A 14,692-nucleotide genomic window follows, 5' to 3' on the forward strand; every position below is an offset into this window, starting at 1 on the left:
GGTACGGCTTCCGCCCCGGCGCCGGGCCGGAGCCGCAGGAGATCGAGAGGATGGATCGCGACGGTGCCGCTGCTGGCGTTCGTCGCGATCGTCTTCGGCGCCCCGCTGGTCGTGCTGCTCGGCGGCACGTTCGTCCGCCAGGGACAGATCACCGGGGAGAACCTGGCCGAGTCGCTGCAGGGCGCCTACCTCACCGCGCTGATCGGCAGCGTGAAGCTGTCGGCGACGGTCGCGGGGCTCGGCACGGTCATCGGCACGTTCCTCGCCCAGGCCATCGTCGCCTCGCGGCTGCGCGAGGCCGTCCTCACGGCGTCGGGCGTGCTGGCGAACTTCGGCGGGGTGCCGCTGGCGTTCGCCTGGATCGCCACGCTCGGCAACTCCGGCGTCGTCACCCGCGTCCTGGGACTCGGCGAGCACGGGTGGAGCCTCTACAACTTCTGGGGTCTCACCCTGGTCTACCTGTACTTCTCCGTCCCGCTGATGGTTCTCGTCATCACGCCGGCGCTGGACGGCCTGCGGCCGCAGTGGCGCGAGGCGGCGCTGAACAACGGCGCCTCGGCCTGGCAGTTCTGGCGGTACGTGGGCGTCCCCGTGCTCACGCCGTCGTTGCTCGGCGGAGTGGTGCTGCTGTTCGGCAGCGCCTTCGCCGCCTACGCCACGGCCGCGGCGATGGTGGGGACCACGGTGCCGCTGGTCACCCTCCAGATCGCCAACGCGCTGACCGGCAACGTGCTGATCGGCCACGAGAACGTGGCGCTCGCGCTGAGCCTCGACATGATCGTGGTGGCCGGGCTGGTCATGGCGGTCTACCTGCCGCTGCAACGGAGGAGCGCCCGATGGCTGCGCTGACACCGGCCCCGCTTCCAGGGGACGCGCCCGCCTCCTCCGGCCGCGGGCGCAAGGGGAGGCCGCGAGTCTGGCGCGTGGTCGTGCTGTCGCTCGCGGCGCTGTACTTCCTGGTGCCGATGGCCGCCTCGTTCTGGTTCACGGTGGACGATCCCCAGGGCTTCAGCGCCGACGCCTACGGTCAGATCTTCTCCGCCCCCGGCTTCGGGTCCAGCCTGCTGCTGTCCCTGGGCCTGGCGGCGGCGACCATCGTGGTCGTCCTGCTGCTCACCCTGCCGGCCATGCTGGCCGTACGGCTGGGCGCGCCGCGGCTGCGGCCGGTCCTCGAGGTGGTGTGCACGCTGCCGCTGGTGGTGCCGCCGATCACGTTCGTCGCGGGGATCAGCACCGTACTGCGGTTCGGGCCGGAGTACCTGGCCAGGACGCCCTTCTACCAGACGATCATCGCCATGCAGAACCCCGATTTCCCGGTGGTGCTGGTGCTCGCCTACGTGGTGCTGGCGCTGCCGTTCGCCCACCGGTCCCTGGACGCCGGCCTGCGCGCGATCGACGTGCCCACCCTGGTGGAGGCGGCGCGGAACTGCGGGGCCTCGTGGCCGCACGTCGTGTTCCGGGTGATCGTCCCGAACCTGCGCTCGGCCCTGGCCAGCGCGTCGTTCCTCACGCTGGCGCTGGTGCTCGGGGAGTTCACCGTCGCGCGCCTGCTCAGCTTCCAGCCGTTCCCGGTGTGGATCGTCTACATCTCCGGCTCGCAGGCCCAGGTGTCCGTGGCCGTCTCGCTGTTCAGTCTGCTGCTCACCTGGCTGGTGCTGCTCGCCGTCTCCGTCGCAGGAAGGAATCGCTCATGACCGCGCCCACCACCGGGGCCGCCGGGGACGTCACGACCGGGGCCGCCGCCGGGGCGAGGGTGGAGTTCCGCGGGCTGTACCGGCGCTTCGGCGACACCGTCGCCCTCGACGGGCTGGACCTGACCGTCGAGCCGGGCGAACTGCTCGCCCTGCTCGGCCCGTCCGGATGCGGCAAGACCACCGCGCTGCGCTGCGTGGCCGGCTTCGAGCACCCCGACGAGGGCGCGGTCCTCGTGGACGGCCGGGACATCACCGGCGTGCCCGCCAACCGGCGCGACGCCGGGATGGTCTTCCAGTCCTACAGCCTCTTCCCGAACCTCAACGCCCGGGACAACGTGGCCTTCGGCCTCCGGGTACGCAAGGTCGCGGCGGCGAAACGGCACGCCCGGGCGCAGGAGTTGCTGGAGCTGGTCGGCCTCCCCTCGGTGGGCGAGCGGTACCCGCACCAGCTCTCCGGCGGGCAGCAGCAGCGCGTGGCGCTGGCCCGGGCGCTGGCGCTCGAGCCCCGGGTGCTGCTGCTCGACGAGCCGCTGTCCGCCCTGGACGCCAAGGTACGGGTCACGCTCCGCGAGGAGATCCGGCGGCTCCAGCTCTCCCTCGGCATCACGACGATCTTCGTGACGCACGACCAGGAGGAGGCGCTGTCGATCGCCGACCGGGTGGCCGTGCTCCGTGCGGGCCGCCTGGAGCAGGTCACGGACCCGGCGACGCTGTACGACCGGCCGGCCACGCCGTTCGTCGCGGAGTTCGTCGGGACGATGAACCACATCCCCGGGACCGCCTCCGGCGACCGGGTCACCGTGCTCGGCCGGGCGCTGCCCGTCGACGGGCCCGCCGTCCACGGGAACGTCGACGTGCTGGTCCGGCCCGAGGCCGTGATCCTCACCCCCGCGTCCGACGGGACGGCCACGGTCGTCGCCTCCTCGTTCCGGGGCTCGACCGCCCGGCTGCGCGTGGAGCTCGCCGACGGCTCGGAGCTGCTGGCCGACGTCCCCGGCCACGACTCCGTACGGCTCGCGCCAGGTGTGCGGGTGTCCGTCACCTTGGTCGACCGCCCGGTCCTGGTGTCGGAACCTCGGGTCTCAGCCGGCGCGTGACGCGGCCGGGAACAAGGGGTGACCGCGCGAGGGTTGGGCACGAGCAAGGGAAGTCTCGCAACGGGAGTTGTCATGCGTGCCATAGTCGTCTCCGCCCCCGGTGATTCCTCTGTGCTTGAGTGCACCGAGCGCCCGGATCCGGTGCCCGGGCCGGGCGAGGTGCTCGTCCAGGTCGCGGCGAGCGGCGTCAACTTCATCGACGTCTACCACCGGCAGGGACGCTACCCGCTGCCGCTTCCGTTCGTCCCCGGCTCCGAGGGCGCGGGCACGGTCGTCGCGACCGGGGACGGCGTTACGGACATCGTCGTGGGCGACGCCGTCGGCTGGGCGAGCGTGCTGGGCAGCTACGCCACACGCGCGGTGATCCCGGCGAGCATGGCCGTGCCGCTCCCCCACGGCCTGGCGCCGGAACTCGCGGCCGCGGTGCTGCTCCAGGGTCTCACCGCCCACTACCTGACCCACTCGGTGTACGCCGTGCGGCCGGGCGACAACGTGCTCGTCCACGCGGCGGCGGGCGGCGTGGGGCTGCTCCTCACCCAGATCGCCAAACTGCTCGGCGCGCGGGTGATCGGCACCGTCTCCACCGACGCGAAGGAGAAGCTCGCCAAGGAGGCCGGCGCCGACGAGGTGCTGCGCTACACGAACTTCAGCGAGGCGGTCCGCGAGCTCACCGGCGCGGGCGTCCACGTCGTGTACGACGGCGTCGGCGCCTCCACGTTCGACGGCTCGCTGGCGGCGCTGCGCCCGCGCGGCATGATGGCGCTCTACGGCGCGGCCAGCGGCCCGGTCCCGCCCTTCGACCCGCAGCGGCTGAACGTGGGCGGCTCGTTGTTCCTGACCCGGCCGACGCTCGCCCACTACATCGCGACGCGCGAGGAGCTGCTCGGCCGGGCCGGTGAGCTGCTCGGCTGGGTCGCCTCAGGCGCGCTCAAGGTGCACATCTCCGAGCGCTACCCGCTCGCCGAGGCCCGCCGGGCGCACGACGACCTGGAGGCCCGTCGTACGACCGGGAAGCTCCTGCTGATCCCGTAGGGCCGGGTCATAGGGGCCGGGTCAGCCCGTCGCGGCGTGGAAGATCAGGATGCCGAGGGAGACGCCGCCCGCGATCGCGATCACGTGCAGGACGATCGACAGGACGCGCGCCGGCCTCCCCTGGGCCGGGGACGGCTCCGGCCCCCAGAACACCCGCAGGAAGTTGTCCCGGTTCGCCAGCAACAGCAGCGGGAGCCCGCCCAGCAGGACGAAGGTCACCGCGCAGACCATGAAGCCCCAGTCGACGCCGTCACCGGCGTTCAGGGCCGCGTCGAGGAAGGCGTAGCCGAGGCTGAGGAACAGCGCGGGCCACGCCAGCTCCGTCAGCCTGGGCCCCACCGGGAGCCTGCTCCCGGCGTAGAGGCCCAGCCCGGCCATCCCAGCGAAGATCGAGACGGGAACGATCCACCCGATGCCCTTGGGGCAGGGGGTCACGATCTCGTACGGCCCGCCGGAGCCGCAGCTTCCGCCGATCCCCATGACGGTGTGGGAGCCGAGGTAGAGCAGGGTGAGGGAGCAGGCGAGAACACCGAGCCCGGCGAGCATCCCGATGGACCGCCGGGCGAGCTGAAGGGGGGTGAGCACGGTCGCATCGTAGAAGCGGCGGAGCCCGTCAAACCAGAGTCAGACCGGGGCGATCAGACCAGGGGACGGACGGGCCACTCCAGAAGACGCGCCCCGAGCACCGCGGTCTCCAGCGTGAACCGCTGGGTGGGGTCGGCCGGGGAGAAGCCGGTCAGCCTGCGGACCCGCTCCAGCCGGTAGGTCACGGCCCGGGTGCTGATCCCGAGCCGGCGCGCGGCGGCCGTGTGGTTGCCCTGGGACGCGAACACCGCCTCCAGCGTCTCCAGCAGCGGCTCGGGCCCGCCGCGCGCCCCCGCGAGCGGGCCCAGAACGGTGCCGACCAGGTCCACGATCGCGCCGCGGTCGCGCAGCAGCACGGGGAAGACCAGCAGGTCGGCGGACTTCAGCACCTGCGCGCGCAGGCCGAGGCGCTCGCCGAGTTCGATGGCGCCGACCGCCTCGCGGTAGGACGTGACGATGCCGCCCGGACCGTGGTGCGGCCGCCCCACACCGGCCCGCCACGCCGCCATCGACGACCGTACGTGGTGGGTGAACTCCCCCGACGCCGCCGCCAGCGAGCCCGGCGCGGCGCAGACGAGCATGCCGTCGCGCCCGGCGATGAGGATGTTGTGCGAGCCGAACCGGGCCACCAGCGCCTGCTCGATCCGCCTGATCACGGGGGCGTCCGGGGCAAGCGGCTCCGCCGTCCTGACCACGGTCACGGCGTACGCCTCCGCCAGGCGGAGCCCGAAGTGCTCGGCCTGTCGCGCGTCGGCCCGGCCCTGCAGCAGGTCGTCCACGAACTCCCTGCGCGCCGCGTCCTCCTTCGTGATCGCCGTGAGGTGGGCCTCCTCATACCCTTCGGCGAAGGCCGCGAGGCTGCGCCGTACCGCGCCGAGGACCGCGGCGAGCAGCACGCCGCCGTCCGGAGCGGCCCCAGACGGGGATCCAGACGCGGAGCGGGATCCGGAACCGGATGGCGTGACCGCGCCGGACAGCTCGGCGGCGAGGAGGCAGGCGTCGGCGAGGGCGCGTAACGGGACGCCGCGCTCGGCGGCCAGCGTGCCGCACGCCTTGAGCGCGTCCACCTCGGACCGGTCGGGGAGCCGGCCCGTGGCGATGGAGGCCGCCAGCGCGGAAAGGTACCCGCCGAGCAGGTCGGCGGGTACCCCGGTCGCCTCGCTCACCCGAACGAGAACGTCCATCAGACTCCTACGTCACGCCGATCGAACGCGAGGACGGCCACCAGGAGGAGGACGGCCGACGCGCCCAGCAGGACAAGATAATCCCCGACCGGCCAGCCCGTGTATATGGGCCTGCCGTCCAGGAAATAGTGGAACGGTGAGACCCACCGGAGCCAGGAGATCGCGTCCACGCTCTTGCCGAGCGTCTCGACGACGTATCCCGCGACGGCGTAGGCCCCGGTCACCGACAGGGTGAGCGCCTTGCTGCCGCTGGCCGCGCCGACGGCGAGCGCCAACGTGGCGAAGAACAGGACCAGCAGGAACAGGCCCGTGTGCGCGGCGACGATGTGGCCGATCGGGACGTTCATGTCCTGTACCGCGGCCATGCCCGCGATCAGGACGAAGGTCACGACCGCGATGCCCAGCAGTCCGAGCGCGAGCGCGGCGAACCGCTCCACGACCAGCCGCCTGCGGCCGATCGGCAGGGTGAGGGTCAGCTCCAGCGTGCCCGACTCCTCGGGGCCGGCGATCGCGCGGTTGCCGAGGACCGCCGCGCACATGATCAGAAGCAGTGGGCCGAACAGCTGGTAGGCGATCACCTGGAGATATCCGGGGCCGCTGGTCATGTCGGCCAGCCCGCCCATGAGGTCCTTGAGCGCGCCCGGGTACTTGGCCGTCGCGGCCTTCTCGTAGAAGTCCGGATTCTCCGCGATGCTGCCGTAAATGGACAGATAGAGCAGGAAGAACGCGCTGACGCCGACCGTCCAGCCGACGAGCGCCCGGCGGTAGTCGTTCAGCGTCTTACGCACCAGCGTGGGCATGCCGGGCCTCCTCGTCGCTGTAGTAGGCGAGGAAGATCTCCTCGAGGTCGGGTTCGGCGCTGACCATGTGCACCACCGTGAACTGCGCCGCCGCCTTGATCAACGCGTCGGGGCGGCCGTCGATCGTGCAGCGCAGGGCGGCGCCCTCGACGACCAGGTCCCGCACCCCCGGGAGGTTCTCGAACGCCTCACGGGGGATCGGCCCGTCGAAGTGGAACTCGACCTTCCTGATGGCCCGCTCCCTCAGCGCGCCGACGTCCTCGACCGCGACGAGGCGGCCGGAGCGTACGATGCCGACCCGGTCGGAGACGTGCTCGACCTCGGCCAGCACGTGCGAGGACATCAGGACGCTGCGACCATCGCGCTTGACCTCCCGGACCATGGCCAGGAACTCCTGCTGGACGAGGGGGTCGAGGCCGCTCGTCGGCTCGTCCAGGATGAGCAGCTCCGGATCGTGCATGAACGCCTGGATCAGGCCGATCTTCTGCTTGTTGCCCTTGGACAGCTCGCCCATCCGTACGGACAGGTCGGCCTCCAACCGCTCGGCGAGCTCCTCGATCCGCCCGCGCCGCAGGCCACCGCGTACGCCAGCCATGAATTCCAGGTAGGCGCGCGCCTTCTCCCTGCCTTCCAGGGCCAGCTCGCCGGGGAGGTATCCGATCCTGGCCCGCACCCTGCTGTCGCGCGGGTCGAGGCCGAGGATCTCGGCCCGCCCCGACGTCGGCCTGATGACGTCGAGGAGCAGCCGGATCGTCGTCGTCTTCCCCGCACCGTTGGGGCCGAGATATCCGAAGACCTCGCCCGGCTGGATCTCCAGGTCGAGGTTTTCGAGGCCCCGTCGTCTCCCGTAGAACTTGGTCAGTCCTTCGGTTCGTACCACTGCTGTCATGACCGGCATCGTCCTCCCGCGCGCGGCCGGAGGAAATGCCCGTCATCGGATATCTGGCGACGTGTTCCTTTCGCGGTTCCGGCAACGCGCGGTCGCTCGCGCGGCGACCGCGAGCGCCGCCGCGGCGTAGGACACCGCGCGGGCCAGCCGTACGGCACGGCGGATGTCGGGCACGTCGGGGCGCGGGCCGTCTCCGAGTTCGGGACGCTCCTCCAGCCGCCCGCCGTAATCGTTCACACCGCCGAGCCGTACGCCGAGGGCGCCCGCGAAGGCGGCCTCGCACCGGCCCGAGTTGGGGCTCGGGTGGCGGTGCCCGTCCCTGCGCAGCGCGGCGAGCGCCCGGCGGGACGAGCCGTGGGTGACGGGGGCGAGGGCTGCGGTGAGCAGGCCGGTCAGCCGGGCGGGCACGAGGTTGGCCACGTCGTCGAGCCGGGCGGATGCCCAGCCGAAGCGCTCGTGGCGCGCGGACCGGTGCCCGACCATGGCGTCCAGCGTGTTGATCGCCCGGTAGCCCAGCAGACCGGGCACGCCCGCCACCGCGCCCCAGAAGAGCGGCGCGACGACGGCGTCGGAGGTGTTCTCCGCGATCGACTCGACGGTGGCCCTGGCCAGCTCCGGCGCGTCCAGCCGGGACGGGTCCCGCCCGCACAGGTGCGGCAGCCGGGCGCGGGCGGCAGGCAGGTCGCCGGACTCCAGGGACGCGGCCATGTGCGCGCCCTCACGCCCGAGGGTGGTCCCGCCGAGGACCGCCCAGGTGGCGGCGGCGGTGACGGCGGTGCGAGCCAACGGCCGGCGCCGGGTGAGCCGCTCCGCCACCACCCCGACGCCGGTGGCCGCGCCCACGCACAGTGCGGTGAACAGCACCCCCCGTGCCCGCGAGTCCGCATATATCCGTTCTTCGAGGGCGGCGACGCGGCCGCCGAAAACGGCGACCGGATGTCCCCTCCGGGGATCGCCCACCAGAGCGTCGACGGCAACCCCGAGTGCCATCCCCGCGGCCGTATACCTGTCCGTGCGTGTCACGGGGGAATTGTCTCGTGATCGCCGGAAAGGTGGCCGTCGGACGGCCCAGCCTGGTCAGCTCCCGAGAGCCTTGACGGCGCGCCCCCGAGTGCTCCAGACCAGCTCACGTTCTCCAGCTCACGTTCTGCAGCTCCAGTTCTGCAGCTCACGTTCTGCAGCTCACGTTCTGCAGCTCACGTTCTGCAGCTCCAGTCGCCGGCTGAATGCGATGGTCATCGCCGACCCGGCCCGTTGATCACCCGCGCTAGGGAGCGTTTCGTGGATCTTTGCCGGAGCGAGGATCGGCCAGATGGATGCCGCGCAAGGCGGAGGAGGAGGTCGGAGCGGAGCCTCCGGCCGACATTCCCGGGCCCCGCGGAAACTCCGAGCCTGCGAGGAGTTTTCGTGGGTGGGGCGACAACGAAGCGAGGCGCCAACTGGGCGACCGCAGTAGGCCAAAAAGATCCGCGAAACACGACCTAGAAGGGCGGGATGTCGTCGGCCGGGTCTGGCGGCGGGCAGGGCGTGGTTTCGGGTCCGGTCTCTTGCGCTGGGCTCGGTGCGGGGATGGGTTCTTCCCACCATGCGGGTTCGTAGGTCCAGGTCGGCAGGAACGGGAGTTCGTCGTTGGCAGGGTCGGTGATGCTGCCCGCGCCATACCCGAAGGCCGCGAGCCCGCGTACCCCGCTGGTTCCCGACCGGCCGGGCATGGCCCAGCCTCCGGGGGCGAAGGGCTCCGGCAGGGATTCGATGATCGGCGGCGGCTGGACCGGGTAGCGGTGGCCGGTCCGGCTGATCCAGGTCACATGTCCTGGCGCGGTCTGGATGACCCGCCAGCCGTTGTCGCGCAGGTCATGGTCATGCGCGCACGCGGCAGCCAGGTTGTCCTCGGTGGTGAGACCGCCATGCGCGTACTGGCGGGTGTGATCCAGCTCCGACCGGGTGGCCGGAGCACGACAGCCGGGATGGGAGCACACCCTGTCCCGGATCTCGATCCGCCGCCGCAGTCCCGCTGTGGGGAACCGCCGCCGCTCACCCCCACCAGCCGCCCCACAGCCGACCACAGACCCTCGGGCAGCGTCGTTCTCCACAGCACCCTGCCGTACAGGCCCGTCTGTCGCAGCGCCGTCTACCGCAGAAGCGTCACCCGCAGCACTGCCACCAACAGAATCGTCACCCGCCGAACCATCCCCTGCCGAACCATCACCCGCCGAACCGTCACCCGCACTGTGGCCGTGGCCGTCATCGTCGGTCGGAAAGCTCTCTTCGATGGCCTGGTCGTATTGGCGCATGACGTCAGCGATCACACCGGCCCAGCCGCCCTGGGCGTGGATGTCGGCGTACAGCGCCCGCAGCAGCGACAACGGGAACTGCAACTCGACGATCCCACGACGACGAACCGCCGCTGGTTTCGCGCGGGGATCCCCTTGCGGCTCCCGGTCCGACTCGTGAGCAGGCTTCACCCTTATCCCGCCGACGTCTGCGGAAGCGGTATCAGCCCCGGAACAGAGCGTGGATGAGATGCCAGGCACGCGGCCGGGGCCGGGCACCTCACAGGAATCGGACCCGTAACGCGCGGCTGAAACCGGACCAAGCACCGACGGGGAACCAAGGCCACCCACGGGGCCGGAGTCCCGTTCGCGACCGGCGGTCGGGCGGGATGCGGGAGGTGATGGCGGTGGAGGGGTCGGGCGGCGGGGCCACCCTGCGGGGCGGCGTCGGGTGATCCCGGCGTAGAGGAGGTGACCGTCCTCATCGCAGATGGCGAACCGCCACTCGCCGCCGATCTGTCGTTTGGCGAGCCTGCGGGCCAGATGGGCGTGGATCGGCCCCCACCCGGCAAGCTCGGCGGGAAGGTCGTCCAGGTGCATGAGCGTGGAGACCTGAACCCGCAGCTCACCCGCCGCGAACCCCACCGGCTCCACCACGCCCGCGCTCGACTTCACGCTGCTGCCCTGAGCACTCCCAGCGCCACCGTCACCACGGCTACGGCCGCGACCATGGCCGCTGTCTCCATCGCCGTCGTCCTTGCTGCCGTCCCGGTCGCCGTCGTCCTCGCTGCCGTCGCCGTCGCCACTCCCACCATGGCCGCCGCCGTTGCCGTCATCGGGGGCATCCGCGTGGCTATCGCCACAGCCGTCATCGCCGTCGTCGCCGTCATCAGGGTCGTCCGCGCGGCCAGCGCCACAACCGCCAGGGCCACCGCCGCCGCCGTTGCCGTCATCGGGGGCGCCCGCGCGGCTATCGCCACAGCCGCCATCGCCGCCGCCGTCACCGTCATCAGGGTCGCCCGCGCGGCCAGCGCCACAACCGCCAGGGCCACCGCCGCCGCCGTTGCCGTCATCGGGGGCGCCCGCGCGGCTATCGCCACAGCCGTCATCGCCGTCGTCGCCATCATTGGGGGCATCCGCGCGGCCATCGCCACAACCGCCAGGGCCACCGCCGCCGTCATCGGGGGCGTCCGGGCGGCCAGCGCCACAGCCGCCATCGCTGTCACCACGGCCACCGTCGCCGTCGCCGAAGTCGTCGCCGGTGTGGTCGGGGTCGTCCCAGCTTTGGGGGTCGGGGTCCGAGCCGTGGGGGCCGGGGTCCGAGCCTTGGGAGTCGGGGTCGTCGAAGGGGGCGTCGGAGAGTTGGTCGTCGTAGTCGTCCTCCTCACCGGCCGCCTTACGGGCGGCGTTGGCGAACAGGACGGCGATGATGGCGTCGTCGTCCAGGCCGGACATGCTGCCCTCAAGCAGGCCGAGGAACACATCCGCCCGGACATGATCGATCGGGGCGTGCAGGCCACTCTTCTTCGCCCGCACCGCGATCGCATCCACCCGCGCGATCGCAGCGGCCGCCTGATCCACCGGCAACTGCTCGCCGGTGATACTCGCCGAACCATCGGCATGCCGCACCCCGATCACCCGCCGCTGGTGAACAGCCCGCTCATACTTACGGCGCGCCCAGGCCGGATCCGCGGCGATCAACAACTTCTTGATCTTCTCCCGCAGCTCACTCGTCGTCCACTTACCCGCCTTGGGCAGCAGATGATCGGCGACAGCGCGGGCGAGCTCGACGGGGACGTCTTCCAGCCAGTCGCAGAACACCACCGCCCGCGCCTTATCGATCAAACCCGCCGACAGAGCATCCCGCACCCGCGGCAGACGGACTTTCAGGTCGTAGGCGAACCCGTATTCCCGCTCGGCAGCCCGGCGGGTGAGCCCCAACGCCGACCTGACCTCATCGGGTGAGTTCTTGTCCGGCTCCGCCATTTTCTCCATGCCGGAGACGGAAATCTCATACAGGCCGACCTCGGCCATCACGATGGCTTTCCGGGCTTGCATGTGCGCTTCAAGGCGGGCATATGCCTGCATCACGATCACGGCGTCGAAGCCGTCCAGCCTGGCGATATCGATCCCATCGAGCACGGCGGCCAGCTCTACGCCGGGGGCCATCAGCTCCAGGCCGGCGGGTATCGGCTGCCGTTCGATAATCACACCCGAACGCTAACAACCCCCACCGACAAAAACGCCTCCCAGGCGACCCCGATAAAGCGCCGGAAAACATTCACCTGGAATCACATTTTCCGTGCGCCAATAACTATTGGACGCGGCATCCTGCGGGCGCGGGGCAGAGCGGGCGAATCGGCGGTTTGAGGGCCGATCGTGTTGGGGCGGCTTCTCGAATCGGGTTTCTTGGGGGGTCGCTGCGCCTGCCGGAACCTCCGGTCCTCGCAAAGCCCGCTTCGCTGGGCCTTCGCTGCGGTCCTCGCTCCCGTCTGCTCCGCTCTCCTTCGAGCCGGGCGCCACACAATGTGCCGAGAAAGCACAGCCAAGGCCCACGGCCGGTCCGTGCCCGCCAAGGCGACCGGCAAGTTCCGTGCCGGAGAAGGCCCGTGCCGGAGAAGGCCCCTTCCGAAGAAGGTCCGTCTGGAGAAGGTCCGTCCGGAGAAGGTCCGTCCGGAGAAGGTCCGTCCGGAGATGGTCCGTCCGGAGATGGTCCGTGCCGGAGCTCGCGACCAGCACACCGCCGACCATGGGCGCGACCGCAGACGGCGGAGTGACCGGATGGCCCTGGCAGAAATGGCCGCAGGCGAGAACGGCGGTGAAGCCGCCCGATATGGAGGAGCGCAGAGCCGATGCGAGGGCGGCGGGGAGCGGAGCGGAGGTGGGTGGTTGTGGAGGCGCGCGTAAGACCGTGCCAGCAACCACCGCGCCCGCGATGGCCGCGACAGCGGCATCACCGGGACGCAACTATCACGGCGCGCCGGAACAACCACCCACCGCAGCGCAGCGACCCACAGCTACGGCGGATCAGGCAACGAGCGCCTTGTCGGCCACCATGGCTGGACATCTCATCAGACAAGATGGCGGCGGAGGTCGTCCTCGTGGGCGTCGAGCCAGGCGCTCGCCCTGCGAATGCGCTCCCCCGCTCCCCCAGCCCATCTGCGCGCCCAGTCGCCGCCGAGTGTCAGCGCACGGGCCCGGGTCGCGACGTATGAGCGGCCGAGCCTGGTTCGCGCCATGTCCAGCAAGCGCAGCCGGTCCCGTACGGCGAGGCCGTACGCGTCACAGAAAAGCCGGAGCCGGGCTCCGACGTCCAGGGTGCGCTGGAGGGGGTCGCGGTCCATCGGGTCGGCGATCGGCGCCCAGTGCCGCAGTGTCGTGACCACGTCGAACAGCCGGGTCGTCGGCCGGGCCAGGTCGAAGTCGATCAGCGCGTACGGGAGCATCCGGCCGCTCGGTCCAGGACGGAAGACGACGTTCTCCGGAGTGACGTCGCAGTGGCCGACCAGTTCCGGCCGTTCGTCCGCCTGGGAGCCCTGCTCCCAGATCGCACCCGGCGGAGGGATGAAGCTCTCGGCCGCGTCGTGGAACCGGCGCAACAGACCGGCGAGGGCGGCCAGGGTCTCGTGGGACACCGCCCAGGTAGGCAGCGGACGGGTGGCCGTCTCCCCTTCGACGAAGGTCAGGATCTCCCGGCCCTGCCCATCGACGCCGAGCACACGCGGAGCGCCCTCGAACCCCACGGCTTCCAGGTGCGCGAGCAGCGCATGCACCGACGGTGAGGAGGATCCCATGGGGCGCCGCACGGTGGTCCCCACCTGTACGATCCTCTCTTCATCTGGGTCGAAGGTGATCTCAACGGGGGCCGTGCGGACGAACATAGCCATCGAGGTTAGACCCACTGGTCCTGTCGTGTACCGATTTCCGCCACGGACATCGGATGGCAATTGGTCGTACGCCACATGTCGACGCCCTGTCCTGACGGTGCCGACATCGCCGTGCCGACATCACGGAGTCCCGAGTTCGCAGGGTCGACGTGTCCCCCAGCCAGGCGGTGACGCCACCGACGCTCGTACACATCCTCAGCGCGACAAGTCGTCGGGCACGTTCGCGTGGCTTGCCTTGGGATAATGTCAACAAGTCGGACTTTTACCGTGGAAACTGTGAAACCTGGGACTGTGAGCTGATGACCGAGCACTGCTGCGCGCCGGGCCGTACCGCGGAAGGGCGGGAGGAGTCGAGGGTGGCGGTCGCCGCGCCCACGACGCGGCGGGTGAGCGGTCTGGTCACCCTGGACGGCGGGACGTTCCGGATGGGAACGGACGACCGCGAGGGCTTCCCATCGGACGGCGAAGGCCCGGTCCGGTCGGTGACAGTGCGGCCGTTCCGCCTTTCCCGCACTGCGGTGACGAACGCCCAGTTCGCGACGTTCGTGAAAGCCACCGGTCACGTCACGGAGGCCGAGCGGTTCGGCTGGTCCTACGTCTTCCACCTGCTCGCGCCGGGGGACGCCCGCCGCCACGCGCCCTCTCCCGAGGGAACGCCCTGGTGGCTGGCCATCGAGGGCGCCGCATGGCACGCGCCGGAGGGCCCCGGCAGCACGGTCGCGGACCGACGCGAGCACCCTGTCGTGCACGTGTCCTGGGAGGACGCGCGCGCCTACTGCGCCTGGGCGGGCGGGCGGCTGCCCACCGAGGCCGAGTGGGAGTACGCCGCCCGAGGCGGCCTGGACCAGGCGCGTTACCCCTGGGGCGACGAGCTCACGCCGCGCGGACAGCACCGCTGCAACATCTGGCAGGGACGCTTCCCCGCGCACAACACCGAGGAGGACGGCCACCTCGGGACCGCCCCGGTCAAGACCTACCGCCCCAACGGCTACGGGCTGTACAACATGGTCGGCAACGTCTGGGAGTGGTGCGCGGACTGTTTCGCCACCGACCATCTCTCCCGGCCGCTCGAAGATCCGCGCGGGCCGGAAACAGGGACGGCGCGGGTGTTGCGCGGGGGCTCCTACCTGTGCCATGACTCCTACTGCAACCGGTACCGCGTGGCCGCGCGGAGCGCGAACACCCCGGACAGCAGCTCGGGGAACACCGGATTCCGAATCGCCGCCGATCTTTAATCCGGAGATTTTACGA

General features: G+C 71.1%; 12 protein-coding genes. 5 read left to right on the forward strand and 7 right to left on the reverse strand.

The window, feature by feature from the left end; translation table 11 throughout:
* Positions 1 to 63: 63 nt before the first annotated feature.
* From QSK17_RS24725 to QSK17_RS24740, 4 genes are all read left to right on the forward strand, one after another.
* Positions 64 to 849 carry an ABC transporter permease gene (locus QSK17_RS24725; RefSeq protein WP_285707609.1) on the forward strand — a complete coding sequence of 262 codons (786 nt, stop codon included), beginning with the start codon at positions 64 to 66 and terminating at the stop codon, positions 847 to 849.
* Positions 837 to 1,694: an ABC transporter permease gene (locus QSK17_RS24730; RefSeq protein WP_285707610.1), complete on the forward strand. Its 858-nt coding sequence runs from the start codon at positions 837 to 839 to the stop codon at positions 1,692 to 1,694. The genes QSK17_RS24725 and QSK17_RS24730 overlap by 13 nt, the downstream gene beginning before the upstream one ends.
* The gene (locus QSK17_RS24735) at positions 1,691 to 2,791 is read left to right on the forward strand and encodes an ABC transporter ATP-binding protein (RefSeq protein ID WP_285707612.1); all 1,101 of its coding nucleotides are present in this window, start codon (positions 1,691 to 1,693) and stop codon (positions 2,789 to 2,791) included. Before QSK17_RS24730 ends, QSK17_RS24735 begins: the two co-directional genes overlap by 4 nt.
* A 72-nt stretch (positions 2,792 to 2,863) precedes the next feature.
* On the forward strand, positions 2,864 to 3,823 hold the full coding sequence (locus QSK17_RS24740) for a quinone oxidoreductase family protein (protein ID WP_285707613.1): 960 nt from the start codon (positions 2,864 to 2,866) through the stop codon (positions 3,821 to 3,823).
* Positions 3,824 to 3,844: 21 nt separating this feature from the next.
* Here QSK17_RS24740 and QSK17_RS24745 read toward each other — a convergent pair whose 3' ends face one another.
* From QSK17_RS24745 to QSK17_RS24775, 7 genes are all read right to left on the reverse strand, one after another.
* On the reverse strand, positions 3,845 to 4,408 hold the full coding sequence (locus QSK17_RS24745; RefSeq protein WP_285707614.1) for a hypothetical protein: 564 nt from the start codon (positions 4,406 to 4,408) through the stop codon (positions 3,845 to 3,847).
* Positions 4,409 to 4,461: 53 nt separating this feature from the next.
* Complete coding sequence (locus QSK17_RS24750; RefSeq protein ID WP_285707615.1) at positions 4,462 to 5,592, reverse strand: PucR family transcriptional regulator; 1,131 nt, start codon at positions 5,590 to 5,592, stop codon at positions 4,462 to 4,464.
* Positions 5,592 to 6,392: an ABC transporter permease gene (locus QSK17_RS24755; RefSeq protein WP_285707616.1), complete on the reverse strand. Its 801-nt coding sequence runs from the start codon at positions 6,390 to 6,392 to the stop codon at positions 5,592 to 5,594. The genes QSK17_RS24750 and QSK17_RS24755 overlap by 1 nt, the downstream gene beginning before the upstream one ends.
* Positions 6,373 to 7,281: an ABC transporter ATP-binding protein gene (locus QSK17_RS24760; protein ID WP_285707617.1), complete on the reverse strand. Its 909-nt coding sequence runs from the start codon at positions 7,279 to 7,281 to the stop codon at positions 6,373 to 6,375. The genes QSK17_RS24755 and QSK17_RS24760 overlap by 20 nt, the downstream gene beginning before the upstream one ends.
* A gap of 42 nt (positions 7,282 to 7,323) precedes the next feature.
* Positions 7,324 to 8,304, reverse strand: coding sequence for a cobalamin biosynthesis protein (locus tag QSK17_RS24765; protein ID WP_285707618.1), 981 nt, complete (start codon positions 8,302 to 8,304; stop codon positions 7,324 to 7,326).
* 458 nt (positions 8,305 to 8,762) lie between these two features.
* Entirely contained in the window at positions 8,763 to 11,765 is a 3,003-nt protein-coding gene (locus QSK17_RS24770; RefSeq protein ID WP_285707619.1) for an HNH endonuclease signature motif containing protein, read from the reverse strand.
* 860 nt (positions 11,766 to 12,625) lie between these two features.
* Positions 12,626 to 13,372, reverse strand: a complete 747-nt coding sequence (locus tag QSK17_RS24775; protein WP_285707620.1) for a phosphotransferase — start codon at positions 13,370 to 13,372, stop codon at positions 12,626 to 12,628.
* Positions 13,373 to 13,740: 368 nt separating this feature from the next.
* On the opposite strand from QSK17_RS24775, the gene QSK17_RS24780 reads away from it, so the two are divergent.
* Positions 13,741 to 14,676, forward strand: coding sequence for a formylglycine-generating enzyme family protein (locus tag QSK17_RS24780; RefSeq protein WP_285707621.1), 936 nt, complete (start codon positions 13,741 to 13,743; stop codon positions 14,674 to 14,676).
* Positions 14,677 to 14,692 lie beyond the last annotated feature (16 nt).

This window comes from Microtetraspora sp. NBRC 16547 (genome assembly GCF_030268965.1).
Taxonomy (GTDB): Bacteria; Actinomycetota; Actinomycetes; order Streptosporangiales; family Streptosporangiaceae; genus Microtetraspora.